Origin of the sequence: Pauljensenia sp. 20925_1_27, assembly GCF_041432835.1 — a bacterium.
Taxonomy (GTDB): Bacteria; Actinomycetota; Actinomycetes; order Actinomycetales; family Actinomycetaceae; genus Pauljensenia.
Genome location: NZ_JAPWAH010000015.1, coordinates 19,566 through 46,216, shown reverse-complemented (window position 1 = coordinate 46,216; position 26,651 = coordinate 19,566). Strand labels below are relative to the sequence as shown.

General features: G+C 67.0%; 25 protein-coding genes. 15 read left to right on the top strand and 10 right to left on the bottom strand.

Annotated features, from left to right (window positions below; all coding sequences use genetic code 11):
• The first annotated feature begins 249 nt into the window (after positions 1–249).
• The 6 genes from mtrA (at position 250) to secA (ending at position 8,789) form a co-directional block, all read left to right on the top strand.
• A complete protein-coding gene (gene mtrA, locus O3684_RS08220) occupies positions 250–933 on the top strand; it encodes an MtrAB system response regulator MtrA (RefSeq protein WP_500063136.1) in 684 nt (227 codons plus the stop codon).
• On the top strand, positions 914–2,533 hold the full coding sequence (mtrB, locus tag O3684_RS08215; RefSeq protein WP_500066245.1) for an MtrAB system histidine kinase MtrB: 1,620 nt from the start codon (positions 914–916) through the stop codon (positions 2,531–2,533). Before mtrA ends, mtrB begins: the two co-directional genes overlap by 20 nt.
• The gene (locus O3684_RS08210; RefSeq protein WP_500066244.1) at positions 2,530–4,179 is read left to right on the top strand and encodes an LpqB family beta-propeller domain-containing protein; all 1,650 of its coding nucleotides are present in this window, start codon (positions 2,530–2,532) and stop codon (positions 4,177–4,179) included. The genes mtrB and O3684_RS08210 overlap by 4 nt, the downstream gene beginning before the upstream one ends.
• 5 nt (positions 4,180–4,184) lie before the next feature.
• Positions 4,185–4,931 carry a competence protein ComF gene (locus tag O3684_RS08205; RefSeq protein ID WP_500066243.1) on the top strand — a complete coding sequence of 249 codons (747 nt, stop codon included), beginning with the start codon at positions 4,185–4,187 and terminating at the stop codon, positions 4,929–4,931.
• Between the two features lie 174 nt (positions 4,932–5,105).
• Positions 5,106–5,750 carry a ribosome hibernation-promoting factor, HPF/YfiA family gene (hpf, locus tag O3684_RS08200; RefSeq protein WP_500066241.1) on the top strand — a complete coding sequence of 215 codons (645 nt, stop codon included), beginning with the start codon at positions 5,106–5,108 and terminating at the stop codon, positions 5,748–5,750.
• Between the two features lie 183 nt (positions 5,751–5,933).
• Positions 5,934–8,789 (top strand): preprotein translocase subunit SecA, encoded by a 2,856-nt coding sequence (secA, locus tag O3684_RS08195; protein WP_500066239.1) that lies wholly within the window; start codon positions 5,934–5,936, stop codon positions 8,787–8,789.
• Between the two features lie 81 nt (positions 8,790–8,870).
• Here the strand turns inward: secA and O3684_RS08190 are convergent, their stop codons facing one another.
• Both O3684_RS08190 and O3684_RS08185 read right to left on the bottom strand, forming a co-directional pair.
• The gene (locus O3684_RS08190; protein ID WP_500066238.1) at positions 8,871–9,308 is read right to left on the bottom strand and encodes an Rv3235 family protein; all 438 of its coding nucleotides are present in this window, start codon (positions 9,306–9,308) and stop codon (positions 8,871–8,873) included.
• Positions 9,309–9,358: 50 nt separating this feature from the next.
• Entirely contained in the window at positions 9,359–10,147 is a 789-nt protein-coding gene (locus O3684_RS08185; RefSeq protein WP_500066236.1) for a LysM peptidoglycan-binding domain-containing protein, read from the bottom strand.
• A gap of 69 nt (positions 10,148–10,216) precedes the next feature.
• Between O3684_RS08185 and O3684_RS08180 the strand changes: the two genes are divergently transcribed.
• Positions 10,217–10,783, top strand: a complete 567-nt coding sequence (locus O3684_RS08180) for a hypothetical protein (RefSeq protein ID WP_500066235.1) — start codon at positions 10,217–10,219, stop codon at positions 10,781–10,783.
• Here the strand turns inward: O3684_RS08180 and O3684_RS08175 are convergent.
• Entirely contained in the window at positions 10,777–10,989 is a 213-nt protein-coding gene (locus O3684_RS08175) for a helix-turn-helix domain-containing protein (protein WP_500063127.1), read from the bottom strand. The genes O3684_RS08180 and O3684_RS08175 overlap by 7 nt on opposite strands.
• Before the next feature lie 145 nt (positions 10,990–11,134).
• On the opposite strand from O3684_RS08175, the gene O3684_RS08170 reads away from it, so the two are divergent.
• From O3684_RS08170 to O3684_RS08160, 3 genes are read left to right on the top strand one after another with little or no spacing between them, the layout of a single operon-like run.
• Positions 11,135–11,773 (top strand): SAF domain-containing protein, encoded by a 639-nt coding sequence (locus O3684_RS08170; protein ID WP_500066234.1) that lies wholly within the window; start codon positions 11,135–11,137, stop codon positions 11,771–11,773.
• Positions 11,770–12,957, top strand: a complete 1,188-nt coding sequence (locus O3684_RS08165; RefSeq protein ID WP_500066233.1) for a CpaE/TadZ family protein — start codon at positions 11,770–11,772, stop codon at positions 12,955–12,957. The genes O3684_RS08170 and O3684_RS08165 overlap by 4 nt, the downstream gene beginning before the upstream one ends.
• Positions 12,958–12,959: 2 nt before the next feature.
• Positions 12,960–13,430, top strand: coding sequence for a DUF6912 family protein (locus O3684_RS08160; protein WP_500066231.1), 471 nt, complete (start codon positions 12,960–12,962; stop codon positions 13,428–13,430).
• Between the two features lie 3 nt (positions 13,431–13,433).
• On the opposite strand, the gene O3684_RS08155 is transcribed toward O3684_RS08160, so the two are convergent.
• Positions 13,434–16,508 carry an AAA family ATPase gene (locus O3684_RS08155; protein WP_500066229.1) on the bottom strand — a complete coding sequence of 1,025 codons (3,075 nt, stop codon included), beginning with the start codon at positions 16,506–16,508 and terminating at the stop codon, positions 13,434–13,436.
• The gene (locus O3684_RS08150; RefSeq protein ID WP_500066228.1) at positions 16,505–17,710 is read right to left on the bottom strand and encodes an exonuclease SbcCD subunit D; all 1,206 of its coding nucleotides are present in this window, start codon (positions 17,708–17,710) and stop codon (positions 16,505–16,507) included. The genes O3684_RS08155 and O3684_RS08150 overlap by 4 nt, the downstream gene beginning before the upstream one ends.
• 101 nt (positions 17,711–17,811) lie before the next feature.
• Here O3684_RS08150 and O3684_RS08145 point away from each other — a divergent pair, with 101 nt between their 5' ends.
• The gene (locus O3684_RS08145; protein WP_500066227.1) at positions 17,812–18,540 is read left to right on the top strand and encodes a glutamine amidotransferase-related protein; all 729 of its coding nucleotides are present in this window, start codon (positions 17,812–17,814) and stop codon (positions 18,538–18,540) included.
• Between the two features lie 45 nt (positions 18,541–18,585).
• On the opposite strand, the gene O3684_RS08140 is transcribed toward O3684_RS08145, so the two are convergent.
• The 4 genes from O3684_RS08140 to O3684_RS08125 form a co-directional block, all read right to left on the bottom strand.
• Entirely contained in the window at positions 18,586–19,038 is a 453-nt protein-coding gene (locus O3684_RS08140; RefSeq protein WP_500066225.1) for a hypothetical protein, read from the bottom strand.
• A 99-nt stretch (positions 19,039–19,137) separates the two neighbouring features.
• Complete coding sequence (gene rsgA, locus O3684_RS08135; RefSeq protein WP_500066224.1) at positions 19,138–20,223, bottom strand: ribosome small subunit-dependent GTPase A; 1,086 nt, start codon at positions 20,221–20,223, stop codon at positions 19,138–19,140.
• Positions 20,223–21,575, bottom strand: a complete 1,353-nt coding sequence (gene aroA / locus O3684_RS08130) for a 3-phosphoshikimate 1-carboxyvinyltransferase (RefSeq protein ID WP_500066223.1) — start codon at positions 21,573–21,575, stop codon at positions 20,223–20,225. Before aroA ends, rsgA begins: the two co-directional genes overlap by 1 nt.
• Positions 21,572–22,099, bottom strand: coding sequence for a DoxX family protein (locus tag O3684_RS08125; protein ID WP_500066222.1), 528 nt, complete (start codon positions 22,097–22,099; stop codon positions 21,572–21,574). Before O3684_RS08125 ends, aroA begins: the two co-directional genes overlap by 4 nt.
• Before the next feature lie 198 nt (positions 22,100–22,297).
• Between O3684_RS08125 and O3684_RS08120 the strand changes: the two genes are divergently transcribed.
• The 3 genes from O3684_RS08120 (at position 22,298) to O3684_RS08110 (ending at position 23,537) form a co-directional block, all read left to right on the top strand.
• Positions 22,298–22,960: a sigma-70 family RNA polymerase sigma factor gene (locus O3684_RS08120; RefSeq protein WP_500066221.1), complete on the top strand. Its 663-nt coding sequence runs from the start codon at positions 22,298–22,300 to the stop codon at positions 22,958–22,960.
• Positions 22,957–23,256: an anti-sigma factor gene (locus O3684_RS08115; protein ID WP_500066219.1), complete on the top strand. Its 300-nt coding sequence runs from the start codon at positions 22,957–22,959 to the stop codon at positions 23,254–23,256. The genes O3684_RS08120 and O3684_RS08115 overlap by 4 nt, the downstream gene beginning before the upstream one ends.
• 206 nt (positions 23,257–23,462) lie before the next feature.
• Positions 23,463–23,537 (top strand): 50S ribosomal protein bL37, encoded by a 75-nt coding sequence (locus O3684_RS08110; RefSeq protein ID WP_106406425.1) that lies wholly within the window; start codon positions 23,463–23,465, stop codon positions 23,535–23,537.
• A 556-nt stretch (positions 23,538–24,093) separates the two neighbouring features.
• Here O3684_RS08110 and O3684_RS08105 read toward each other — a convergent pair.
• A complete protein-coding gene (locus O3684_RS08105) occupies positions 24,094–24,723 on the bottom strand; it encodes a putative endonuclease domain-containing protein (RefSeq protein ID WP_500066218.1) in 630 nt (209 codons plus the stop codon).
• 1,027 nt (positions 24,724–25,750) lie between these two features.
• Between O3684_RS08105 and O3684_RS08100 the strand changes: the two genes are divergently transcribed.
• Entirely contained in the window at positions 25,751–26,635 is an 885-nt protein-coding gene (locus tag O3684_RS08100) for an alpha/beta hydrolase (protein WP_500066216.1), read from the top strand.
• Positions 26,636–26,651 lie beyond the last annotated feature (16 nt).

Genomic DNA, 26,651 nt, shown 5'->3' with positions numbered 1-26,651 from the left:
CCGTAGGGGGATTGAGAGCCATACGCCTGGCCGCCCGCTGCCCCTGGCTGTGCACCGGTGGGCTGATACGAGTTCGACGAATCGGGAGCGGTCCACGGGGTGCTCATTCGTGCCTCCATGTTGATGGTGTCGGTCTGTGACCAATCCTGCCATACGTGGCCGTCGCGTGAAACCTTGTCCAGGACAGAAATTGGGTCGTTGATGCGCGAGTCTTCTGCGTTCGTGACGATTTCGTGACACTATCGTGACATGAGTTCGCGCATCCTCGTCGTCGACGACGACGTCGCCCTGGCCGAGATGATCGGGATTGTCCTGCAGAATGAGGGCTTCGACGTCGTCTTTTGTGCCGATGGATCCCAGGCGCTGGCTCAATTCCAAGAGAGCCACCCCGACCTCGTCCTGCTGGACGTGATGCTGCCGGGCATGGACGGCTTTGACGTGTGCCGTGCGATTCGACGTATCTCGGATGCGCCGATCGTTATGTTGACCGCTCGTTCCGACACGTCTGACGTCGTCACGGGACTGGAGGCCGGAGCCGACGACTACGTGCCCAAGCCCTTCAAACCCAAGGAGCTCGTGGCCCGCGTGCGCGCACGTTTGCGCGGACGCGAGGACGCCCAGGTGGACGAGGGGCTCACGTTGCAGGACCTGTCCATCGACGTGGCCGGTCACGTCGTGAAGCGAGGGGGGCATGTCATCGCTCTGACGCCCCTCGAATTCGACCTCCTGGTGACGCTGGCTCGAGCGCCCTGGAAGGTCTTTTCGCGTGAAGAGCTCCTCGAACAGGTGTGGGGCTACCGTCACGCGGCCGACACCCGGCTCGTGAACGTTCACGTGCAGCGTCTGCGCTCGAAGATCGAGCGTGACCCGGAGCGCCCCGAGCTCGTTGTGACTGTCCGCGGGGTGGGATACCGTGCAGGCGCGGGAGCGTAGGGACGCGCTCAAGCGCCTCGTGGGCGTCATTACGTCGTCGAGGCCGTGGGGCTTTCTCGCGTCCTCGCATATCGCCCGCCGCATCCGTCACTCCCTGTCGGCTCGGCTCGCGGTCGCGATTACGCTCGCGGTCCTCGTGATCGTCCTCGTCTCGGGCGTCATCATCGCCTCCCAACTGCGCACGTCCATGTTCGAGACGCGCAGGGATGCGATCTTGGCCGACGCGTCCCTGCGGTTCTCCTCGGCTCAGTCCGTTTTTTCGTCGTCGACGGCTTCGTCTCCCGCTCAGGTGCAGGAATCCGCGCGCGGGGCGCTGGCCTCGCTCAAGGCCTCGGCGGCGGGCGCGGGTGCGACCAATGTGGCGCTGCTGCGCTCCGAGGGCACCGCGGCCTCGCTGCGCATCAACCAGATTGAGGATGAGCAGATGCGCGGCCTCGTGACGGCGCAGATGCGCGCGGCGGTTGCTGGGGGAGGGGCGCAGTGGCAGTCGGTGGCCATCCGGTCGAGCGACGGCAAGAAGGAAGAGCCGGGGATCCTCGTCGGCACCCAGGTTCAGCTGCCCCGAGCGGGCACGCACGAGCTCTACATTCTGTATTCGCTGTCCGCTGACCAAGCCCAGGTCGATGTCGTTCTGCGGGTTCTGCTCCTGTCCTCCCTGCCGGTCATCGTCGCCCTGCCGATCGGCGTGTTTGCGCTCCTCCATCGCCTGCTCCTGCCGGTTCGCGTGACCGCCCAGGCGGCGACGAAGGCCTCCGAGGGCGACCTGGATGTGCGCGTTGACGTGCGCGGCGATGACGAGATGGCGGACTTGGGGCGAGCATTCAACGCGATGACGTCCTCGCTGCAGGACACCATCTCGCGCTACGACGAGCTCGCCAAGCTGCAGCAGCGCTTCGTCTCCGACGTGTCCCACGAGCTGCGCACGCCGCTGACGACGATCCGCATGGCCGAGGACGTCGTGTGGGATAACCGCGACGAGCTGCCCACACACGCACGCCGCTCCGCGGAGCTCCTGCATGACCAGACCGAACGCATGGAGCAGATGCTCGCCGACCTGTTGGAAATCTCGCGATACGACGCCGCGAGCGCGCTGCTCGATGCCGAGGAGCGGGATCTGCGCCCCATCGTGACCAGCGTCGTTGAGGGGTGCGCCGATCTCGCGCAGCGTCAGGGCGTGACGGTTGAGATCGTGGCACCGGTGCGAGCTGCCGCAGAGATCGATGAGCGCCGCATTGAACGCGTGATCCGCAACCTCGTTGTCAACGCGATCGAGCACGCGGACGGTACGACGGTGACGATCACCGTGGCGGCCACCGAGACGGACGTGGCCTGCCGCGTGCGCGACCGCGGCGTGGGAATGACCCAGGAGGTCGCTGACCATGTCTTCGATCGCTTCTACCGTGCGGACACCGCGCGGGCGCGCACGACTGGAGGCACCGGCCTCGGCCTCGCGATCGCGACGGAAGACGTCGCCATCCACGGCGGGCGCCTGCAGGCGTACGGCGAGCCGGGAAAGGGGGCATCCTTCCTGATGACACTGCCCAAGCGAGCCGGCGAGGAGATCGCCAGCCGCCCCCTCGTCCTGTGGGAGGCCGAATGAAACGCTCCCTCGTCCTCGTTGCTCTCGCGTGCTTGATTCTCGCGGGCTGCACGTCCCTGCCCCGGTCGTCGGCTCCGGCTCCCTTCGACGTGTCCTCCCGCGACGGCAGTGGCGTCCAGTTTTCGGCGGAGGGGCCCGCTGACGGCTCCGATGCGGCGACCCTCGTCAATGATTTCCTCCTGGCGTGCGCGGCCGGGCCGCAGGACGACTTTGCGACCGCCCGCCTCTTCCTGAGTGCTTCCTCCGCTCGCACCTGGCAGCCGGACACGGAGATCCTCCTGTACGACACCGACACGACGCCCGCCATCACCGCCGGCTCCGAGACGGCCTCGCAGGTCGATGTGACGGTCTCGGTGCTCGGCGTGGCCAGCGTCGATTCCTCGGGTGTGCTCACGCGCGTCGATGCATCCACGGCCTCGCACACGTTCACGCTGGTGCGTGAAGATGGACAGTGGCGCATCAACGCGCCCGACAACATGGTCCTCATGAGCCGGGCGGCCTTTTCGGCCTCGTACTCGCTCGTCAACCTCTACTTCCCGACTGTGGAAGGCTCCGACCTGGTCGCGGATCCTCGGTGGTATCCCTCGCGTCGCCTCGCCTCGTATCTGCTGGCCGGCCTCGTCGCCGGGCCCAGCCAGGCCCTCGCTCCCGTCACCGCGAACGCGATCCCCGCGGGCACGACGATCCCCTCTCACGGCGTCGACGTCAGTGATGGAGTCGCGCACGTCGAACTCAACGCCGTCATGCCCGCGAGCGAGGGCGGCCGCGAGAGCCTGGCATGGGAGTTGACGCGCACGCTCACACAGGCAACAGACGTGTCCCAGGTGAGCGTGTCGCTGTCCGGCGAGACCTTGGACGCGTCCGCCCCTCCTGCTGAGCCCACGTATTCCCTCGACACTCTCGTCGGTGCCGGGCCGGACGGGGTGGGAATCGTCTCGGGTACGACGATGACGATGCTCGCCTCGGTGTCGGGGGCTTCCTCTCCGACGGCGTCGCCGGTGGATCCGTCGCTCATCGCGTGGAGTAGCACCGACGGGGTGTACGCGCAGCGAGCGGGTACATCCGTGGCGTTTATTCCCGGCACCGCGCCTGCGGGCCCCTCCATTGATCGTTTCGGCTGGGTGTGGGGCGCCTCGACGTCGGCGGCCTCTGTCTCGGTCGCGGGTGGGGCGGATGGCGTCTTCCCCGTGAGCGTCGAGTCTGAGGGCGCGGGCGATATTCGCGCCGTGCGTATCTCGCCGGATGGGGTGCGCGCGCTCGTGATTCGCGGAGCCGATTCCAGCGCATGGGTGGGCGTCGTCGAACGCGGCCCCGCGGGACGCCCGCAGGCGGTGCGATCCCTGACCCAGGTGAGTCTCGAACGCGGAACTGTCATCGATGGCTCGTGGACGACCTCAACGGGCCTGGCCCTCGTCGTGCGCGAAGCAGGAAGCTCCGACGACCAGCTCGTCACCCTTCCCCTGGGTGGTTTGCCGTCGAACGTGTCGCTGCCCATCCGCGTGAGAACGATGAGCGCCGGCGCGTCCTCCTCGTCAATCGTCATTACGGGCACCGATGACGCGGGCAAACCCCAGGTCCTGATCCGCTCGGGCGCGCTGTGGCAAAACGCCCCCGATCCGCTGACGTCTGCGCGCTACGCGGGGTAGGTGTCGTGGTGGGTGCGCGCGGTCATCGCACTCTTGCGCGGGGATTGATCGGGGCGATCCTTCCCGTGCAATGCGCGGGATGTCGCGCCTGGGACGAGGTCCTGTGCCCCTCATGTCGGCGTCTCGCCCAGGTCGAGCCGACCCCGACGCTCATTGAGGGCGCGCGCGGCGACATACCCGCTCTGGCCATGGGGGATTACGCGGGTCCCCTGCGGCGCATCGTGCTCACCGCCAAGCATTCCGCGCGCACGGACGTCACCGATTTTCTCGCCGAGGCCGGGGCTCGCCTCGGCACCGCCTTGGCCCGGGTGCTGGGCGTGGCTGGGTCGCCCGCTGGCGCTGGGGGTTCCCGTCAGGGGAGGGCAACGCCGACCGGGGGAGCGGTGGACGTGTGGGTGGTGCCCGCGCCCTCCTCGTGGAAGAGGCGCCCGCGGGGCAGGCAGGTGGCGATGCCGCTGGCGTGCGCGGTTGCGCGGGCTCTGGCGGCGAGCGCGCAGCCAGGAGTGCGCGTGCGGGTGGTAGATGCGGTGCGACTGCGCGTGGGTGCCTCGTCCCAGTCGGGCAAGGCGGGGGCGCAGCGCACGGTGGGGCGCATGGGGGCGATGCGGGCGCTCGCGGTGCCTCCTCGCGGAGTTCTTGTTGTGGCGGTGGATGACGTGGTGACGACGGGGGCGACGATCCGGGAAATGGAGCGTGTTGTGGGAGGGCTTGACGCGGTTGTGACGCTGTGCCGACCCGGGCTTATCTCATGACGTGCGTCACCGGCTGGGGTATGATGTGACTACAGACTTTCGATAGCGTGAGCAGCAGGGACGCTCCTCACGTCAATGCGGGAGGTGATAGCTCAGACCACGGTTCGGGCAGTGAGCACCGAACAATCCCCACCCGCGGGCAACGATGCCCGCCGCACACCATGGAGGAAACACATGGACATCACCGTCGTCGCACGTAATGCCGAGATTCACCCGAATTTCCGGGCTTACGTGGAGGAGAAGGTTTCGAAGATCACTCAGTTCTACCCCCGCGCTCAGCGCGTCGACGTGGAGCTGACTCACGAACGTAACCCCCGCCAGGCCGACACTGCCGAGCGCATCGAGCTGACCGTTTACGGTAAGGGCCCGATCATCCGCGCTGAGGCTCAGTCCGCCGATCGCTACGCGGCCGTCGACATCGCCGCCGGCAAGCTCTACGAGCGCCTGCGCCGCCTGCGTGATCGCGTGAAGGACCACCGCCGCAGGTACCCGCGTGACCTGGTCGAAGCCGAAATCCTCGAAGCTCCCGTCGTCGAAGAGGTTGCCGTCGTCGAACCCGAGGCTCCCAAGCCGCTGCGCAGCGCTGAGGATCTGAAGGTTGGAGAGGCCCGCGAAGAGCAGTGGGGTGACACCCCGATCATTGTCCGTCAGAAGGTGCATGAGGCCCCGCCGATGAGCGTGGATGAGGCCTTGGACCAGATGATGATGGTCGGTCACCCATTCTTCCTCTTCGTCGATAAGGAGACGAACCAGCCGTGCGTCGTCTACCATCGTCACGGGTGGACGTACGGTGTGCTTCGCTTGAACACGACAGTCTGACGGTTGAAGGACCGTGGGGCGCCCCGGGCACGAGGCCCGGGGCGCCCCTGTGTGCGCTGTCAGCGTTAAATGCGTCCATGTTCGCGCGGGCGTTTCCACTTTGGGCGGTTAGTTCGTAAACTAATGGGTGGATTTGACTGTCCGCTCTACAAGGGGGCGGGCGAGGAACGTCAGGAGCTATTCGTGTCGATTATTGACAAGATCCTTCGCGCTGGCGAAGGGCGTATGCTGCGTAAGCTGGATCGGCTTGCGTCGCAGGTTGATGCCTTGCAGGAGGATTTTGAGGCTCTGACCGACGAGGAGCTGCAGGCCAAGACCCAGGAGTTCAAGGATCGCCTCGAAGAGGGCGAGACCCTGGACGACATCCTGGTCGAGGCGTTCGCGACGGTGCGTGAGGCCTCGTGGCGAATCCTGCGCATGCGTCCCTTCCACGTGCAGGTCATGGGCGGTATCGCCCTGCACCAGGGAAAGATCGCGGAAATGAAGACCGGTGAAGGTAAGACCCTGGTCGCCACGATGCCCTCCTACCTGCGCGCGCTGACCGGCAAGGGCGTGCACGTCGTGACGGTCAACGACTACCTGGCGAAGTACCAGTCGGACCTGATGAGCCGCGTGTACAACTTCCTGGGCATGACGTGCGGTTGTATCCTCGTGGGCCAGACGCCGGCGCAGCGTCGCGAGATGTACGCCTGCGACATCACCTACGGCACGAACAACGAGTTCGGCTTCGACTACCTGCGCGACAACATGGCGCAGGTGCCCGAGGATATGGTTCAGCGCGGCCACGCCTTCGTCATCGTCGACGAGGTTGACTCCATTCTCATCGACGAGGCCCGTACCCCCCTGATCATTTCGGGCCCCGCGGACGGCGATCTGAACCGCTGGTACGTGGAGTTCGCCCGCATCGCGCGCCTGCTCAGGCGCGACGAGGACTACGAGGTCGACGAGAAGAAGAAGACCGTCGGCATCCTGGAGCCGGGCATTGACAAGGTCGAGGATCAGCTGGGCGTGGAGAACCTCTACGAGGCCGCGAACACTCCGCTGATCGGCTTCCTCAACAACGCGATCCGCGCCAAGGAGCTGTTCTTCAAGGACCGTGACTACATCGTGGATGGCGGCGAGGTCCTCATCGTCGACGAGCACACGGGCCGCGTCCTGCCGGGGCGCCGCTACAACGACGGCATGCACCAGGCGATCGAAGCCAAAGAAGGCGTGGAAATCAAGGCCGAGAACCAGACGCTGGCCACGATCACGCTGCAGAACTACTTCCGCCTCTACCCCGAGGGTTCACGTTCGGGCATGACCGGTACGGCCGAGACCGAGGCCGCCGAGTTCGCGTCGACCTACAAGATCGACGTCATCCCGATCCCCACGAACAAGCCGATGATCCGCAAGGACCAGCCCGACCTCGTCTACCCGACGGAGAATGGCAAGCTGAACGCGATTATCGAGGACGTCGTCGAGCGTCACGAGGCCGGCCAGCCCGTCCTCATCGGTACCGCCTCGGTCGAAAAGTCCGAGCTGCTGTCCCAGATGCTCAAGAAGAAGCGCATTCCGCACCAGGTGCTCAACGCCAAGCAGCACGCGCGCGAAGCCGCCATCGTCGCGATGGCCGGTCGCAAGGGCGCGGTCACGGTCGCCACGAACATGGCCGGCCGTGGTACCGACATCATGCTGGGCGGCAACTCGGAGTTCCTCGCGCAGGCGAACCTGGCCGCCGAGGGCCTCGACCCGAAGGAGAACCCGGAGGAGTATCGCGAGGCGTGGCCCAAGGCCCTCGAGGCCGCGGAAGAGGCCGTCGAGGCTGAGCGCGAGGAGGTGCGCGAGCTGGGCGGGCTGTACGTGCTCGGTTCGGAGCGTCACGAGTCACGTCGTATCGACAACCAGCTGCGTGGCCGAAGCGGCCGTCAGGGTGACCCGGGCGAGTCCCGCTTCTATCTGTCGATGGAAGACGACCTGATGCGCCTGTTCAACTCGGGCATGGCCCAGCGCATCATGGCCTCGGGTGCCTACCCGGAGGATATGCCGCTGGAAAACCGCATGGTGTCGCGCTCGATCGCATCGGCCCAGCATCAGGTGGAGGCCCGCAACTTCGAGATCCGTAAGAACGTCCTGAAGTACGACGACGTCATGACGGGTCAGCGCGAGACCATCTATGGTGAGCGCCGCAAGGTGCTCGAGGGCGAGGACATGGGCCCGCAGATGCGCGCCTTCATGGAGTCCCTCGTGACTGGCCTGGTTGATGAGGCAATCGCCGACAAGGCCGTGGATGAGTGGGATCTGCCCTCCCTGTGGGAGAACCTGCGCGGCTACTACCCGCCGTCGGTCACGATCGACGAGGTCGAAGAGGAGCACGGCGGCGCCGCGTCCCTCATTCGCGATGACCTGGTGACCGAGCTGGTCGGCGACATCCACGCCGTCTACGCAGACACCGAGGATCGCTTGAACGCGAACCCGCTGGCGCAGGCGCAGCTGGGCGAGGAGCCCATGCGCACCCTCGAGCGCCGCGTCGTCATCTCCGTGGTGGACCGCCTGTGGCGCGAGCACCTCTACGAGATGGATTACCTGAAGGAAGGCATTGGCCTGCGCGCCATGGGTCAGCGTGACCCGCTCGTCGAGTACAAGGACGAGGGCGCTCAGATGTTCCAGGCGATGGTCGAGCGCATCCGCGAGGAGTCCGTCCAGCAGGTATTCTCCTACGCCAAGCAGTTCGAGCGTGCCCTGGCCTCCGCCGAGGAACAGGCCGGCGGCTCGATCGCTTCCGCGTCCGTCGCGTCCGTCGCGTCCGAGTCTGCCCCCGCCTCGCCTGCGCCGTCCGAGCCGAGCATCGAAGATGTGGCGGCCGCCGAATCCGCGTCCTCCGAGGCCGCGCGCGAGGCCGTGGCCCAAGCCCGCTCGGTGATGGGCAACGTGGGCCGGCGCAAGGCTCCGTCGCGCGTGAACTACAGCTCCGCCGAAGGCATCGAGTCGGGTGCGTCGTCGTCCGGCGGTAACCGCGCCGAGCGTCGCGCGGCCGCTAAGAAGCGTCGCCGCCGCTGATTGCTAGCTGATACGGGTGAGGGGTTCTTTCGGGAGCCTCTCACCCGTTTGCGCTACCCGCGGGCGGGCCTCGTTGGTGGGTTAGGCGAGCTCCAGCGCCGTCATCATCCAGCGTCCGTGGTACTCCTCCAGGCGCAGGGCGAGAGCGTACGTGCGGGCGGCGGTAGCAATAATGACGGCCGCCTCGGTGGTGACCGCGTCGATCGGACAGGTGCGCACGTGGACGGGACGTGTGCCGCGTGCGCAGGGGGACAGGTGCACGGATGCCAGCGCCCCATAGAGCTCGGGCAGGAGCCATCGTCGCAGCTGCGGTGCCTGGCGCGCTCCCGTGACGACTTCGATGACGGCGCGCGCGAGCGTTGCAGCCCACTGGTCGGGATCGGGAAGGGCGTGCGGTCCTGGCTCAAGGGTGTTCGCGGATGCGCCGGAGGGGGAAGTGCCGTGGGGGAGTGCCTCGTCCCGACTCCAGCGGAAGGGGGCTGGCTGGAGCGGGCGGGAGGGCGTCGGCCTCGTGCTCACGCGACGCCGGGGTGTTTCGGCCGTAGGAGGCCGTGGTGCGATTTGCGTGCTCATGGTAGGTCCTGGGGAAGGGTGAGTTTCTGTCCGGGGTGAATGAGGTTTGGATCCGGGAGAGTGTCCGCGTTCGCCTCGTAGATCGCGCGCCACGCCGCGTCGATGGATGCGTCGTTAGCGCCGGGGCGCAGGGATACGGCAATCGACCAGAGGGAATCGCCGGGGGCGACCGTGAACGATTCGGGCGCGGCGGACGTGGGCGCGGAAGGAGCGTTCGGCGTGGGTTCGGGAGTGGGCAAGCTGGCTGGGTCTGTCTGCGTCGGTTCCTGCGTGGCGCGTGGGCTATCCGCCCAGGTGAGCGAGACCCCTGGGACGGTAAGGTCCTGCGGCGTCGCATGCGTCGGCGCTACCGGAGCGCCAGTCACCAGCGCAGAGCCAATGAGTGCCCCGGCACCGGCGCGGGCGAGCAGCGTTCGCGAGAGTTTGGTGCCGTAGCGCGAGACGAGTGTGCGTGCGATGCGGCGCACAATGGGAGGGGTGGCGCGCAGGAGGACAAGGTGGGCGCATGCGGAGCTGAGAAGGCTCCACGACAGCAGGAGGAGTGCGGCCACCCCCAGCGCCCACACGATGAGCGTTTCGGGGTGCTCCGCGTCAATGGGCGGTGCGAGCCTGGTCAGGTACAGGGTGTCGAGGACGGTGAGTGGAGCGCCGACTAACCAGAGACAAGCGTCAGACAGGTGTTCCTGCCTGTGAGGGGTAGGTGAATCATCAATCATGGTGGACTCTTCATCGAGTGAGATGGATTCGATGCGAATAACTATCCGCTTCTTGTCAGTTGATGTCAATACGTTTATTAAAATGAGACAAAAGTGTGATGCACAGCGCTTTCTTTGTGGGTGTGGCATCGTTGGGGCATGGATATGTCAGCATTCATGGCCGAGCTGGAGGCGCGCTTCGACGAGGAACGCGAGCGTGATCTGGAAGAGCTTATCGATGAGCTGACGGACGCGGAGCGCGCGTCCGTCACCCTCTCGGCTCGACTCGCTGGCGCGGTGGGCATCGTTACCCTCGCGCTGCGTGGCGGGCATGTGGTGTCGGGACAGGTTCTTGACTCGACTCGCACGTGGGTGCTCCTGCGTGGCGAAGGTGGCGATAGCCTCGTCATGCTGTCCGCCGTCGTCGGCGCCTGGCCGCTCGGACGAAGCGTCGCGCGCGAGTCGTCGATCAGGGGTGGGGTCGGCGTGGGACACGTTTTGCGCGAGCTGAGTGCGCGGGGCGTCGGCGTTGCCATCGAATCCGATGGAGGAGACCACAGGGGAGTCATCGACGCGGTCTATGCGGACCACGTCGATGTCGCCCTCAGTGGAACGGCCATCAGCTATGACGGCCGCGATGAGCAGGAAGAAATGGTCGTCTCGCTAGCGCTTGCGGGGCTTCGTCGACTCCGCGTGCTCGGCCAGCGATGGTCGACCGATTACTGAGCGTTTTCCGCCTTTTGACGCTCGCGCGTCGCGGCGTATTGGTCCTGGATGAACTGCTCCAGGACCGATTCTTCGATCCTCCACACGTGCTTACCGCCGACCTGGATGGCCGGGAGTTCGCCGGAGGAAACGAGGGCGCGGGTAGCTGACATCGTGAGATTCAGGGTCTCGGCGACATCAGCGAGAGTGAGGAATCGTGTTGCCATGGCAACATGTTATCAGTTGAGATTGCTTCGTTTGATTGGTTTGAGTCGGCAATTTTTTGTCCGACATATGACCGATGAGATCGGTTGATTCTGATGAATAGTCGGCAACCTACCGCTTTTCCGGTTGAACGTGCATCATAGAAGAGTGAAACGCGTCTCAGCTTCAGTGTCGATTCCGGCGCGCGCCCCCGGCAAGATAGACCGCCGATTCATCATCGGAGTGGTCCTCGTCATCGCGTCCGTGATCGCTTTCAGCGTCCTCAGCGGCTTCCTTCGGGGTGGATCCCGCGTCTACACCGTGACCAGTACGATTGCGTCCGGTGAAGCCATCACAGCCGACAACGTGCGAGAAACCGACCTCCGCGTGGATGGCTCCGTCTATGCGCCCACGTCCGAGGCTCCCATGGGATCCGTTGCGACGCGCCAGCTCGTCCCCGGTCAGATCATCATGCGCTCCGATATCGCGCAGACCGCATCGGAGGGTGCGGGGCAGACGGTGCGTCTTGCCGTGACGGTGACGACCGGACTACCCGACGGGGTGGCCGACGGCACCAGGATCCAGCTGTGGACGGTTCCAACGCGCACGCAGTCCCAGGGGGCCGAGCAGGCGCACGAAATTGAGGGGTCCTTTACGTTCGTGCGCACGATCGAGGCCTCCTCCTCGTCCCAAACGAGGAGGGGAGCGCGCATCGAGATCCTGGCAGACTCCTCCTCGCTACCCGTCCTGCTCGCCGCCCAGAGCTCGACGGATGGCCTCGCTGCCGTGCCCGTCGGTGCGCCATGAGTACCGTCCACGGGGTCGTCATCCTCGCCCAGCAGCGATACGAAGCGCCCCTCATCCAGGCAATACAACGCCACGGTGAGACCCTTGCGATCGTTCGTCGTTGCGCAGACCTCGCTGAGGTTATCGCCGCCGGCCGCGCGGGAATCGCGGATCTGGCAGTCATCGATGGTGCCGACCCCGACCTGACGGCCGAGGCCGTGGATGCGCTGCGCTCGTGTGGCATGGCGGTCGTCGCTCTCGGCTCGCATGCGCTCAGGGCGAGGCTTGTCTCCATCGGCGTTGCCTCGGTCGCCGCTCCGGGCAGTCCCGAACAGGTCGTCAATTCGCTGATAGCGGCGACACGCAACGTTCGTGTCCAACCCGCCATCGCGGATGAACAGCCCCCGCCACCCCCACCGCCCTCGTCTCCGGGTACGGTCATCGCCGTGTGGGGGACCAGCGGAGCCCCCGGGCGCACGACCCTCGCGACGGGCATTGCGACGATCCTCGCGCGCATCGCCCCCACCCTCCTCGTCGACGCGGACACCGCCAACCCGACGATCGCGCACCTTCTCGGATTGCCCGTCCAGGCCTCGGGCCTGTCAATCCTGGCGCGCACCGCCTCCCGTGGACCGCTCACGCCCCAGGACGTCCAGTCCGCCGCCGTCCAGCGATCCGAGGGACTGCGCGTCATCACCGGCCTGGTCACTCCTCACCGGTGGCGCGAAGTGAGCCGTCCGAGCATCGAATCGATCATCGGAGCGCTACGACTTAGCGCCCGCTACAGCGTCGTCGACATCGCGTCCACGTCCCTCGAAAAATCCAGCCGAGGAGCCAGCCGCGACGACGCCGCGCTCGGCGTGCTGGAACGCGTCGACCGGCTCGTGATCGTCGCGCGCGGGGACATCGTCGGCATCAACCGACTCTCCTTCCTGGCCAGCTGGTGGAACGAGCACGGCAGTGATTGTCCGATCACGCTGATTGTTAACCGCGTCAGTACTGATGCGATCGGGGCGCGCCCCGTCGCATCCCTCCAGGACGCGATTGGCACCTTCATGCCCGAACAGATCTTCCACGTTGTCGATGAAGATGCGGGCGTCGCGCGGGCAGCCCTGCGCGGCAAAGCTTTGGGGGAAAGCGGCACGCATTGCGAGGCCTCCGACGAGTTGGAGGCGATTGTCGCGCAGTGGATGCCTACACTGTGACCATGCGCGTCTACGTTCCCGCCGTCCTGTCCGACCTGTCCGTTCCGCTCCCGCCCGTGCGCAGCGGCGTCCTGTGCGTGCCCGAGGCCGCCATGAGCGGGGAGGACATCGAGGTCCTCGAGGACGACGCCATCACCGAGGCCGCGCTGTCCTCCCTCGCGCTGGCCCGAGACACGGAAGGCGCTGGCACGGCGCGCGTCGTCCTGGCCGTCGACACGCCGACCTCCACGACGCTGACCCCCGGCGAGCAGATCGAGCCTCACATTTTCGAGGCCGCGGCCTTCGAATACACCTGGTCGGACGTGGCAGCGATCCTCGCGGACCTGCCCGACACCGCGCCCGCGGTGGAGGCCGTGCTGAGCGCCGAGACGCAGGAGGATGCCGACGAGGCCGTGGCCGCCTTGTGGGAGTCCTCCCTCGCCTGGTTCGACCGCTCCGAGCGTCCCGCCGTCCTGGCCCTGCACAGGGGCTGAGGGTTAGGCGCGCACGCTCAGGGTCGATCCTCCCTCCGGCAGCGGCCGCACCTGGATCTGGTCCGCAATCTGGGTCGCCATCTCCTCGACGTGCGAGATCACGCCGACCGTGCGCCCCGCACTGCGCAGCGCCTGAAGCTGGGCCATCACGAGGCTGAGCGTGTGCGAGTCCAGCGACCCGAAGCCCTCGTCGATGAACATCGTGCGCAGCTCGACGCCCCCGGCCTCCGCTGAGACGACGTCCGCGAGGCCGAGAGCCAGCGCGAGGGAGGTGTAGAACGTTTCCCCGCCCGACAGGGTGCGTGGGCTGCGCATCGCGTCCGTGTCGTGGTCGATGATCGCCAGGCCCAGTCCGGACTTGCGCGAGGCGGTGCCGTCGTCGGGGACGGATGCGAGCTCGTAGCGTCCCGACGAGATTGCCGCCAGGCGCGGATTCGCGGCCGCGAGCACCTCCTCCAGACGCGCGATGAGTACCCACGCCGACAGGGGAGTGGACGCCAGGTTCTCTGGCCCGGAGGCCATCGCAATGTCGGCCAGTCGTCGGATCGGACCCGCCTGTTCTCGGGCGCGGCGAAGCGCGTCCAACGCCTGCTCGAGCGACGTACGGGCGGCATCCAGCTGCGCGCAGTGCTGCTCGAGGATTCCCGAGGCCCGGGCGGCCGCAGCGGTATCCTCATCTGCCTTGCGGGAGGCCTCGGTGAGGGCCTCAAGGTCCGGTGCGGGCGCTGCTGCCGCGTGGGTCAGGCGTTCGGAGGCGAGGGCCTCGCGTGCCGCAAACAGCTCCTTGTCGTGAGCAGTCGCGCGCGCCTCAAGCACCTCGACCTCGGGAAGCGGGAGGAGTAGGGACCGCCAGGAATCGGATTCGAGCACCTGTTCCTCAAGCGCCTCCGTGAGGGAGTGCTGCGCCTTGGTCAGGGCCGCTCTCGCATTCTCCCACTCAGTGCAGGCCCCCGACAGCGCCGTGGCCCGATGTGCGCGCTCATCCAGGGCTGCAGCGCGCGCGTCGAGGGAGTCGAAGTCCGCGCGCTCTGCCTCCACGCGGGTCAGGGCTGCGGCCAGCGCGGATTCGCGCTCCTGGAGCGTGGACGCGAGGGACGCGGCGTTCTCGCGCGCGCTCGCGAGGGAATCCGTGAGCCCGCCCAGACGCATGCGTTCCTGCTCGAGGGCGGTCTCGATCTCGGCAATCTGAGGGGTGAGAGCCTCGAGCTTCGCGACGATGCCGGCGGCCCGATCCCGCTCGGTCTCGAGCGTCGGTGTCGGGGCGCCGGCCACCTCGTTGAGCTGGGTGATACGGCGCACGAGGTCCTGGTGGCGTGCCTGCGCGTCGCGCAGCGCGTTCTCCGCGCGGTCTCGCGCCTGGTCGAGCTCGGCGACCTGTTCGCGCGTGATGTCCCCGTCCGTAGCCGGTGCGGGGCTGGGGTGCTCCGTGGACCCGCACACGGGACAGGGCGTGTCCTCCTCGAGCTCGCGCGCGAGCGCCGACGCGCTCTGCGCGATCCACAGGTCGTGGCCATCCGCCGCCGCAGCGTTCGCGAGCTTCGCGGCGACCGTGGCCTCGCGCAGCTCGTCCGACGCGCCCAGGAGAGCCGAGCGCAGCAGGTCCGCCTGCATGGAGGCATCCAGACGCTCGTTGATGGCGCGCAGTGCGGACGCGGCCTCGGGCAGAGTGTCGGCGTCGGCCCGCATGAGGCGCAGGGCTTCGGTGGCCTGTTCGATCCGCCCGGGCAGCTCCTCGCGCTCGGCCTCGATCGACGCGATGTGCGCCAGTGCCTGCTCGCGGCGGGAGCGCAGCGACTCAATCTGGGCGCGCGCCTGGGGCAGTGAGCGCTCAACCGCGAGAGCCTCTTCCAGGGAACCCCTCGTTCGCGATGCTTCGTCGCGCTGGGCCTGCGCCCGCTCGCCGAGAGCAGAGACGTCCTCAGGCGTGAGGGCAGCCGGTTGGGCGGAGGCCTCGTCTCCGAGGGCGGGGGACAGAGCCGCGACCTGGTCTCCGGCGGACTCCAGGCGCGCCGATGCCTCGGCGACGGCCGCGTCAAAAGGCGCCACGGCCAGGGCCCGGCGGGCTTGACGCGCGCGCTCGCGGTCGGATGCGACCGCCTCCTGGGACGCCGTGAGCTCGGCGAGTTTCGCGCTCACGCGCGCGTGCTCGGCCTGGGCCTCAGCCAGGGCGCGCCCCTCGGACAGGGCGCGGGAAGCCTCCCGCGCGCTCGCTGTGGCCACCTCGGCGACACGCAGGGTCTGTGCGTGCGCCTCTCGCGCGCGATCACACGCATCCTGTGCCCATCGCCTCACCGCGCTGGCATCTTCCGCACCCGCGTCCAGCTGGTCGGCCTCCTCGGCCTCGGCTGCACGCTCCTGGGCACCAGATGTATCCGTGTGCGCGTCTTCGCTCAGGGCGTCATCCAACGCCCGCACGCGCTCGAAAGCGCTAACGGCAGCCACGCGCCGCTCCTCGATGCCGCGCTTCGACGAGGCAGCCGCATCGACGAGGGCCTTCGTGAAGTCCACGTAGATCTGCGTGTCGAAGATGTCGCGCAGGATCTGTTCGCGAGCATCCGACGTGGCGTTGAGGAACTGGGAGAACTTGCCCTGCGGGAGCACGATTGTCTGCAGGAACTGGTCCTTGTCCAGACCGACAATGCGCGGAATTTCGTAGCCGACGTCGCGCGGGCCCGAGGCGATCGGCTCGACCGTGCGCCACCCGTCCGGTGCGTCCGGATCCTCCACGACCCGCGTGAGCGTCGACTTCGAATTGCGCTGCGACTTCTTGCCCGCCGGCGTGTACGCGGGCGTGCGGGTCACCCGGTAGATGCCCGTCGCCACTTCGAACACCAGGTCCGCCTCCGACGGATCCGAATCCGAGATGTGGTTGGAGCGCAGGCGGTCCTTCGATGCGTCCTTCGTGCGCGCGACGTCCCCGTACAGGGCGAAGGTGATCGCGTCGATGAGTGTGGACTTTCCCGCGCCCGTGGGGCCATCCAGCAGAAACAGGCCCGAATCCTCGAAGGTCGAAAAGTCGACCGTGTGTGTCCCTGTGAAGGGGCCGATGCCCGTGATACGCAGCCACCGAATCTTCACTGCATGTCCTTTCCTCGAAGCCCAGCCCACACGTCCAGGGCCAGTTCGCGCTCCTGAACGTTCAGCGCCCGCCCGCCCACGGCCTCGTAAAACTCCTCCGTGACCTCGCGTGGATCACGGGACGCACGCACGGTCATCGCGGGGGCGAGCGTGGGCGCCTGGCGGGGGCGATGCACGACGATGAGGGCGTGGGGGTAGATCTCGCGGATGCGGGGCACCATGCGCTCGGGGCGCGCGTCGTCCGTGACCGTGATCGACACGTACGAGGCCATGGTGGCTTCGTCGGGATCCGTGAGCAGCTCCTCCATGGTCCCCTCGAGCACGGCGACGGCGCGCAGCGTCGGGATGGGCACCACCTCAATGCCGGTCACCGACGTGTCGTCCGTGGTCACGAGGGTGATCGACTTGCTGGCCCCGGCCTCGGAGAAGGAATAGGCGATGGGAGAGCCCGCGTAGCGGATCGGGACGCGCGCCCCCGAGATGTCCTGCGGGCGATGCAGGTGCCCGGCCGCCACGTAGTCCAGTCCGTGAGCCAGGGGATCCGCGCCCCCGAGCGTGTCGAACAGGTCCGCCGACACGGAGGGCACGCCTCCCACCTGGATATCGCGCTCCGAGTCCGAGGCCTGGGCTCCCGTCACGAAGGCGTGCGGCATCGCGATGGCCGGGCGCTCGTCGCCCGCCTCTCGCCGGACCACCAGGTCCGCGCGCACCCGGCGCAGCGCGGCCGCAAGGACCGCCTGGTGGGAGCGGGGTAGGGGAGCGGGCAGGTCGGCCTCGCCGCTGGGCTCTAGGTCCGACAGTGGCTGGCGCACGAGGTCGGGCTCCAGGTAGGGCATCGGGTATACGAGAGCGCCCCCGGCCTGGATGGGCGTGCCGATCGCCTCGGGGTCGGTCACCACGTGCAGCGAGGGGGTGAGCATGTCGGCGAAAAGCCCCAGGCGAGCCGCGCCGTCGTGGTTTCCCGACGTCAGGATGACCGTCGTGATTTCCGTCAGCTCGCGCAGGGCGCGCCGCATCCGCGCGAGCGCGTCAACGGGTGGAACCGCGCGGTCGAACACGTCGCCCGAGATGAGCACGGCATCCACGCCGCGCTCACGCACCAGGGCGACCAGCCACTCGATGAACGCGTCCGCGCTGTCTGCCAGAGACGCGCCGTGCAGCGTGCGCCCCAGGTGCCAGTCGGAGGTGTGCAGAATCAACATGATCCCAGTGTGACAGAGGGCGCCCACATCTGCGTCCGTCACACACGCTTGGAGAGCGGACACGAGCTGCATACGCGCGCTCACCCGATAGCATGGTGGGCATGACCAAGCCCTTCCTCATGCTGACCTCGCGCGACGACGGCCCCGTCCTGGCCGCCGAATGCGCCGACCTGCCTCGCTTCTCGGGACTGGCCCCCGACCAGGTCCGCCAGGTGCGCATGGAGAGGGAGCTGCCCGACCTTGACCTGTCCGAGTACTCGGGTGCCTTCGTGTGCGGATCCCCGTGGGACGCGAACACCGACGACCACCTCAAGGAAGAACGCCAGGTGCGCGCCGAAGCGTGGCTGCGCTCCTTCTACGACCGGGCGCTCGCAGAGTCCTTCCCGATCCTGGGCCTGTGCTACGGGCTGGGCACCCTCACCCTGCACCTGGGCGGCGTCGTCGACACCCACCACGGCGAGGAAATCAGCGGCATCGCTCTGACAAAGACCGACGCCGGCCGCGAGGACCCGCTCCTGGAGGGCACCCCCGACCGTTTCCACTCCTACGTCGGCCACCACGAGGCCGTGCGCGAGCTGGCCCCCGGCATGCAGGTCCTCCTGGCCGGCGACGACACCCCGATCCAGATGGTGCGCGTGGGCGAGGCCGCGTGGGCGACCCAGTTCCACCCCGAGATGGACTTGGGCGGTGTCAACGTGCGCATCGACCAGTACGCGGGCCGCTACTACCCGGTGGAGAAGGCCGAGGCCATCCGCGCCCAGGTCGCCACCGTCGACACGGACCCCTCGCGCCTCATCCTGCGTAACTTCGTGCGCCGCTTCCAGCGCTGAGCGCCCGCGCGCTTGACGCGCGGGCGACCGGCCCATGCCCCGGCTTTAGCTGGCCGGGGGAATCAGCCCGCGCCTGCGAGCGCGGTCCTTTGCGATGAAGAGCACCACGAATAAACAGAGGGCAACGAACACAGCACCCATCGCGACGTTCGATGGCGTGTTGTAGGGCTCGGGGCGGACTCCGTGGTCCGTGACGTCACCGACGATGACAGCGGCGGTGCATACGAGGGAGCAGCCCATCACCGCCCACTCGCAGGCTCGAAGGAAACGATGAACACCGGGAATCGTGCGCGAATATCCTGGCATCTGAGAAGCGAGGGCCGCTAAGGCAGTGACGAGCCCGTAGTCATTCAGGCGGTTGTCTATCCCGAAGAAGGTGCCGCCAGTCGAATAGACGACCGTGCCGATCAACAGCGCGAAGAAGAAGTAGCGGAGGACCCTGTCGACCCGCGAAAGCCCCGCAGTGTTGCCGATAAGGTTCTGCTCAATGGTGGACATAGCGATCACGACCTTGTGACTCAGAGATAGCGACCTTCGCTATTTCCTCATTATCCACGAAGGGGGGGCGCTGTCAAGCACTTTCAGCGCCCACTATCTTTACCGGGCGGCCTTGCTGGCGGCCTCCGCCGTCGCCACGGCCTCGAGGAGCCTGCGCACCGACGCTACGCGCGACGCGCGCTCAGACCGCACCCGATCCGCGTCCTCGTCCCCGGCCTCGTCAATGCTGAAGGGGCCGGTGGCGCGCGCGTAACTGTCAAGTGCGCACGAGGGCTCCTCCTCGCCGTGCGAGCACAGCGGCAGGCACCAGGCGGCCGCCTCCGCGACGTCCGGGAAGACACCCAGCACGTCGGCGACGCTCACGTGCCCCAGACCGAAGGACCGCACGCCGGGCGTATCCACGATCCAGCCGCCCGTCTCCAGCTCGAAGGCCTCCGAGGACGTGGACGTGTGGCGCCCGCGCCCCGTCACCTCGTTGACGTGCCCCGTCGCGCGGCCCGCGCCCGGCACCAGGAGGTTGATGAGCGTGGACTTTCCGACCCCCGAATGACCGACCAGCACCGACCAATGGCCGGTCAGGAGGGCCCGCAGCTCGGCGACGCCTGGGTCGGCCTCCCCGGCCTCGGCGCTCGTGAGCACGACGCGCACGTCGAAGTCCTCGTAGGCGGCGATCAGCTCGTCCGCGCTGGCCAGGTCCGCCTTCGTCAGCACGAGGATCGGGGACAGGCCCGCCTCGAAGGCCGCGACGAGGCAGCGGTCGATCATGCCGGTGCGCGGCGGCGGATCCGCCAGCGCCACGACGATACACATCATGTCCGCGTTCGCGACGATCGCCTTCTCCCCGCGCTGATCCGGCGCGTCCTCGAGGGAACGGCGAAGCACGGAGGAGCGTTCCTCGACGGCGACGATGCGCGCGAGCGTGTCGGGGCGCCCGGACAGGTCGCCGGTGAGGCGCACACGGTCGCCCATGATGACGGAGCCGCGGCCCAGCTCGCGGGCGCGCACGGCGACCACGCGGGTCCCGTCCGCCTCCAGGCACACCTGGTAGCGGCCGCGGTCGATACCGACGACGCGGCCCAGCGGCTTGGAGGACCAGTCGGGCCGGTCCTTCGTGCGGGGGCGCGAGCCCTTGCCGGCGCGCACGCGCACGCGCGGGTCGTCGGTTCCGGTGTCGCGGCGGGCCATCACTTCTCCTCCTCGACGGGCGAGGCCGGGGCGGCCGGGGTGCTGTCCTGACCGTGAGTGCTCACGAGCGAGGCCCACATCGCCTCGAAGGTGGGCATCGTCTTGGAGGTGCAGGCGATGTCGTCGACCGTGATGCCGGGCGTGACAAGGCCCAGGATCGCGCCGAAGGTCGCCATGCGGTGATCCGCGTAGGAACGGATCTGCGCGGCGTGTAGCGGGCGCGGCGTGATGATCAGGCCGTCCTCGGTCTCGTCGGCCTGCCCGCCCGCGCGGTTGATCTCGGCGACCAGCGCCGCCAGGCGGTCGGTCTCGTGTCCGCGCAGGTGCGCGATCCCGCTCAGGTGCGAGGGAGTCGAGGCGTAGGCGCAGATCGCGGCCAGGGTGGGGGTGAGCTCGCCGACCTCGGCCATGGTCGCCTTGATGCCCGGGTAGTTGCCGGCGCCCGGACCCGTCAAGGTCAGGCCCTCCTCGTCCAGCGTGATGGTCGCGCCCATGTGTCCCAGCAGCGCGCGCCAGGCGTCGCCCGCCTGCGTCGTCGCCCCCGGCCACGCCGGGATGCGCACGCGTCCACCCGTCACCATCGCGGCAGCCAGGAAGGGGCCGGCGTTGGACAAGTCGGGCTCGACGGTGATCTCGCCGCCGCGGGGGCGCGACGGGAAGATGTGCCAGGTGGATAGGTCGGCCCGGCCCTCGTCCACGACCTCCAGGTCGATGCCCGCACCCGCGAGGGACGCCAGCGTCATCTCCACGTGCGGCATCGACGGGACGAGCCCCGGAGCCGACACGAACAGGGGATCGCCCACGAGGGGAGAGACCAGAAGCAGCGCGGAGAGGAACTGCGAGGAGGACGAGGAGTCCACCCAGGCCTGCGCGCCCAGCGGCGTGTGGATCGGGCCCTGAATCGTGAAAGGCAGGTGCCCGCGCTCCCCGTGATAGGTGATGGTCGCGCCCATGCGCACCAGGGCGTCCAGGAGCGGGCCGAGGGGGCGCGCGTAGGCCTGCTCGTCCCCATCAAAAAGCGTTTCCTCGGGGGAGATGGCAGCGAGGGGCGGCAGGAAACGCATGACGGTGCCGGCCAGCCCGCACTCGATGCGACCGCCTCGGGGCGGAAGCTCCATCGGGGTGACGCGCAGGGTGCCCGCGCCCTCGTCTTCGACGCGAGCGCCCATCACCTCCAGGGCGGCCGCGAACAGGCGCGTGTCGCGCGCATCCAGGGCACCCCGAATGATGGAGGGGGAGTCGGCGACGGCCGCCAGGTAGAGGGCGCGCGCCGTGATCGACTTAGACCCCGGCACCTCGACCGTGGCATCCACGGGAGAGGCGGCCAGGGGAGCGGGCCAGGGCGCGCTCACGAAGCGGTGCCGCTCAGACGCTCCACGATGGCGGCCTCGGCCGCAGCGATTGCGCGGCGCTGATCGCGGCGCATCGCATGGGCGACGAGGGCCGAGGGCTGGCCGACGCGGTCCGTCGACGCGAGGAGGACGCCGGCGGCCAGGCCCGCCTTATTCAGCGTGCGGTAGCGACGGCGCTTGATCTGCTCCTTGGACAGGTCTCGCGTCGTGCCTGGCAGGGGAGCGTTCACGAGGGCCATGGGCGCGCCGATCGCGGCCAGGGTCAGGGCGGCCACGCGGGGCTTGCGCCCCAGCGCAAAGCGCAGGCCCGCGACGACCGTGACCGCTCCCGTCACGCGGGTCGCGACGGCCAGCTGCTGGTCCGTCAGCGGCTCCAGGCCGACCGCGTCGGTCGCCTTATCGATGAGGGGACGAACGCCCGCGGCGCGCTCCACGTGGAAACGCGGATGCATGAGGGCATCAACCCCGTCGGCGATGAACGGGGCGGCGAGCAGGGGACGGGCAACAACGCGCAGCAGATTCATACCCCTATTGTTCGACACCTTTGTCCCTGGGGGAAGCCGAACGGCCCTGAGGCTCCCAATCAACGGTGTGAAAGTGGTGCAACGCACAGATGTGGTTGGTTGTGGAATAAAGGCGCATCTGAGGCGTTGCCCTCACTATGAGCTCCCATCGACCACTCGCAGCCGCGCCCCGTCCGCGCGCGACTACGCTGGAAGGCGATGGATGCAACAACCCCCCAACCAGCGGAGCAGACCCCCGATCTCGCCGCGGCCTCCTCCGCCCCGGCCTCTGCTGCCCCGGCCTCGTCCGCCCCGGACGACGCGTCGCTCCAGGCGCGCTTCATGGACGAAGCGATGCCCCTCATGAACCAACTCTTCGGCGCGGCCCTGGGCATGACCCGCAACCGAGCCGACGCGGAGGACCTGGTCCAGGAGACGTACCTCAAGGCCTACCAGAAGTTCCACCAGTACAAGCCCGGCACCAACATCAAAGCCTGGCTGTATCGAATCCTGACGAACACCTACATCACCGGGTACCGCAAGGAACAGCGTTCGCCCAAGCGCGCCTCCAGCGACACCGTCGAGGACTGGCAGCTCGCCGACGCCGCCTCCCACGCGGAGGTCGGCCTCAAGTCTGCGGAAGTCGAAGCCCTCGAGGCGCTGCCCTCCACGCAGCTGCGCGAGGCCCTCGATTCGCTCTCAGAGGAACACCGGATGGTTGTCCTCATGGCTGACGTTGAAGGTATGAGCTACAAGGAAATCGCCGAAGAACTAGGAGTTCCCATGGGGACCGTCATGAGCCGACTGAACCGGGCGCGCAAGAACCTGCGCTCCGCGCTGGCCGACGTCGCCGCGGAATACGGGATCGGAGGAGCCAAGTGAACACGCGTGTCACCTGCCAGGACGTCCTCGACGCCCTGTACGAACTGATCGACTGCGAGGAATGCGACCGCCGCAGCGGCCTCATCGACGCCGGGTCTGTCCCCGGCCCCGACGCGCGCGCCCGCGCCCTCATGATCCAGCACGTCGCCACCTGCGAGCACTGCTCCGACGCCCTGGACGCCGAACGTCACGTGCGCGCCCTCATGCGCGGCTGCTACGAGTCCGAACAGGCCTCGGATGCGCTGCGCGCCCGCGTCGTCGCCTCCATTACGAGCCTGTCTGTCAGCTGGCGTTGAACCTGGCGTGGGGTTGCTACCCGCTTGGTCGCGTCGTCGGCGCCCGTTCGCGTGCCAACCCGCGTATCGACTCGTGCATCGACGAGGCCCGGTGAGCCCCCCGTTTTTCGGTGACCTTCGTCGCCGGGAACCGCCTGTGCCTTGGTGGTTTGGGTCAATGTGTGCAAAAATGCTTCAGTCTAGACAACAAACCCAAGGAGAATGACATGTCGAAGCGGGGTCGTAAGCGTCGCGATCGTCGTAAGCACGGCGCGAACCACGGCAAGCGTCCTAACGCCTGAGCCGAATACGTTGCGCGCCCGGACCGGATGGTCCGGGCGCGTTTTGTATGCGCGGCTTACAGGAGCCGGGTGCGGCCGTGCGAGGTGCGCGCCGCGTGCTGGGCGCGCGTGACGTGTGGGGTGTGCTGCCGGGGCTGGGTGCCAGGCGCATTGCGAGGCAGCGATTCACGGGGCACCTGGTGATCGGTGGTGCACACTCCCGACCTAGCGCGTGGGGCGTCCGAAGGGCCAGAATCAGGGAGATTGTGGCGTCACATCTGGATAGGAACGGCGCATCTGGATAGGATCAGCGGATCCGGATAGGTTATTAACCTATCCGGATGTTCATAACCTATCCGCGTGTTCGTAACCTATCCGGATGTTCATAACCTATCCGCGTTGTGGCGGCCTAGGCGAGGGTCCGTGAGAAGACGTAGGGCCAGTTGTTTTTCCGCTTGCGAGGTGACGTGATCCTGGCGGTTGGTGGACTCGTGCCCTCGCATCTGGATAGGAACGGCGCATCTGGATAGGTTATTAACCTATCCGCGTGTTCGTAACCTATCCGCGTAATGACGGCCTAAGCACGGCTTCGTGAGTAGAAGCGCCGCAATGGGCCATCGCAACGTTGCGTCGGTAGTTTCCACAGGAAACGGCAGTCGGGAGCAGGATTGATCGGCCCGAGGACCCGGCTCAACCTGATCCGCAGCTGTTCCCAGTCGTTGTAGTCTGGCCAACTCACTCGGATGACCTGCCACCCGGCATCTCGAAGGTTCTGATCGCGCAACACCCATTCGCGCTTGGCTTGTTCGAGCTCGACGCGACTTTCCCCGAGTTTTGCAACCCCATCAAATTCGATGATGAGGTGCAAGTCTTCAATCAGGATGTCGATGTAGTAGTGGTGGCCGCGTACACCAATATGCGCCTGCGTCTTAACTGAGAAGGGACAGATGGACCGTACCAGCCACAAAAGCGCAGCTTCGGCGGGATTGGCACAGCCCGGATCGATAGTCTTGAGGATCGCGTGAGCGCGTCGGTAGCCGCGCACGTGGCCAGCCCGCTCAAGTCGAGCGATCAGTTCAGTTCGTATCTCCTCGGCTCTCCGGCGGCACTCATCTTGATGGAACATTGAGAATTGGCTCCATGCGTTGAGTGCCATGCACCCAAGGACGAAGGACTCTAACGGCTCATCATGAAGCGTGCTTCTCACGAGCGCATCGTAGGGGTGTTCTACGACCAAGCCGTCGATCCTGTTACGTTCTTCCGAAAGAGGTGGAAACTCAGAGCATGACACCGATGTCGCTGGAACCGTCGTGGAGCCGACACTACAAGAGGGGAGAGACGAGGTGCATCTCCGACTTTCCCGGTAGATGGTTACGGGAGGGTTTTGGGACCAGCCGTGAATCCCCAACAGTCGTAAGCAGCTCTGTCCGACAAAGACGGGAGAGTGCTCGTGGGAGGTATCGACGGCATGTATACGTGCGCGAGCGACGGCGTCCCATACCTCCCAGGGGTTGGTGTTTGTGGAATCGAGGGGTAGGACTGCGCAGACGCCACGCATGATGTGGGCCGATGTTGACGCTGATCGTTCGCGAGGTGCATCTGTGGGCGGGGCGATAATAATGGAACACTTTGTCATAGACGGAGTTTCGTATCTTCATCGGTATCGAGTAAAGCGCTAGACGAGTGCCTGTGGATACACCCGACACTGGAAACAGCCCTGTGGATAAGCGCATGCGAGTATCCGGTTAGGAACGGCGCATCCGGATAGGATCGGCGCTTCTGGATAGGTTATTAAGCTATCCGGATGTTCGTAACCTATCCGGGTGTTCGTTACCTATCTGCGTGATCGCGTGTGGTGGGTGGGATCTGTGAGGACATGTGAGTCCTGTTGATTGTCTGCTTGCGAGACGACGTGAGCCTGGCGGTTGGTGGACTTGTGGCGTCGCATCCGGATAGGAACCGCGTATCTGGATAGGAACGGCGCATCCGGATAGGATCGGCGCTTCTGGATAGGTTATTAAGCTATCCGGATGTTCGTAACCTATCCGCGTGATGGCCTCTTATGCGTGGAGCCCGCGAGTAGTGGCGAGACTAGTGGTTCTTCCATTCGGGATGCGACGCGGGCCCAACGGTGGGAGTATCAAGTGCGGCGTATCCTGGTACGTGCTGGCGCGCGGGTGCGTCCCGATGCGAACAGAAACCGTTTGTCGACCTGAAAGAGCGAAAGAGGCTCCATGTCCCTCCAGATGCGTCTCGTTCACGCCCGCAAGGGGCTCACGCCTCCCGCGCTGCACACCGAAGAAGCCGCGCGCGATATGGCGGCCCACGCCCCACAGCCGGGCCCGATGCCCGCGTCGATGCGAGAGCGTTTCACGGCGACGTGCGACAGAGGTATAACCCGCGTGTTCCCGAAGCAGGGTCTGCGCTCGGGCGGAGTACTCATCTATCTGCATGGTGGAGCGTATGTGTACCCGATGGTCGCTGGTCAGTGGGGGATTGTCGAGGGCCTCATCGACCGCACCGGGCTGCCCGTCATCATCCCCGACTATCCGCTCGCCCCCAACTACACTGCGGCAGAAGCGTTCGACTTCGTCCAGCCCATCATCGACGAGGCGCAGGCCGAGTTCGGCCGCGTCATCATCTTCGGCGACTCGGCGGGTGGCGGCCTGGCGCTGTCCCTCGCCATGCAGCGACGCGACACGGGTGCGCGTCAGGTGGACGGCCTCGTCCTGTACGCACCGTGGGTGGACGTCACCATGACGAACCCGCGCATCGAGGACGTGCAGGGCCGCGATAGGATCCTGCGCGTGCCTGGGCTAGCGTGGGCGGGCCGCGCGTGGGCTGGCGACCTGGATCCGGCCGACTGGCGTGTCAGCCCCCTGTTTGGCGATCCGTCGGGCCTGCCGCCGATGCGTATTTTCCAGGGTGACACTGACATCCTGGGGCCCGACGCGATCGACTTCGCCCGCAAGGCGGCTCGCGCTGGAGTGGACGTGCGTCTGCGCGTGGAGCCGGACGGTTTCCACGTGTATGTCCTGAGCGTTCCCGTCATTCCCGAGGCCGAGGCCGCCCTCGACCACAGCGCGCGCTTCATCTCGGGGATCCTCACCCAGGCGTAACCGAGCCGTTTCACGG

Bases quoted from the DNA above. Each gene is read 5' to 3' on its own strand.
- O3684_RS08145 (WP_500066227.1), top strand. From the start codon at position 17,812: ATGACCAAGCCCTTCCTCATGCTGACCTCGCGCGACGACGGCCCCGTC.
- O3684_RS08140 (WP_500066225.1), bottom strand. From the start codon at position 19,038: ATGTCCACCATTGAGCAGAACCTTATCGGCAACACTGCGGGGCTTTCG.
- O3684_RS08160 (WP_500066231.1), top strand. From the start codon at position 12,960: ATGCGCGTCTACGTTCCCGCCGTCCTGTCCGACCTGTCCGTTCCGCTC.
- O3684_RS08125 (WP_500066222.1), bottom strand. From the start codon at position 22,099: ATGAATCTGCTGCGCGTTGTTGCCCGTCCCCTGCTCGCCGCCCCGTTC.
- O3684_RS08100 (WP_500066216.1), top strand. From the start codon at position 25,751: ATGTCCCTCCAGATGCGTCTCGTTCACGCCCGCAAGGGGCTCACGCCT.
- hpf (WP_500066241.1), top strand. From the start codon at position 5,106: ATGGACATCACCGTCGTCGCACGTAATGCCGAGATTCACCCGAATTTC.
- O3684_RS08120 (WP_500066221.1), top strand. From the start codon at position 22,298: ATGGATGCAACAACCCCCCAACCAGCGGAGCAGACCCCCGATCTCGCC.
- O3684_RS08150 (WP_500066228.1), bottom strand. From the start codon at position 17,710: ATGTTGATTCTGCACACCTCCGACTGGCACCTGGGGCGCACGCTGCAC.
- O3684_RS08180 (WP_500066235.1), top strand. From the start codon at position 10,217: ATGGATATGTCAGCATTCATGGCCGAGCTGGAGGCGCGCTTCGACGAG.
- O3684_RS08165 (WP_500066233.1), top strand. From the start codon at position 11,770: ATGAGTACCGTCCACGGGGTCGTCATCCTCGCCCAGCAGCGATACGAA.
- rsgA (WP_500066224.1), bottom strand. From the start codon at position 20,223: ATGGCCCGCCGCGACACCGGAACCGACGACCCGCGCGTGCGCGTGCGC.
- O3684_RS08175 (WP_500063127.1), bottom strand. From the start codon at position 10,989: ATGGCAACACGATTCCTCACTCTCGCTGATGTCGCCGAGACCCTGAAT.
- O3684_RS08210 (WP_500066244.1), top strand. From the start codon at position 2,530: ATGAAACGCTCCCTCGTCCTCGTTGCTCTCGCGTGCTTGATTCTCGCG.
- mtrA (WP_500063136.1), top strand. From the start codon at position 250: ATGAGTTCGCGCATCCTCGTCGTCGACGACGACGTCGCCCTGGCCGAG.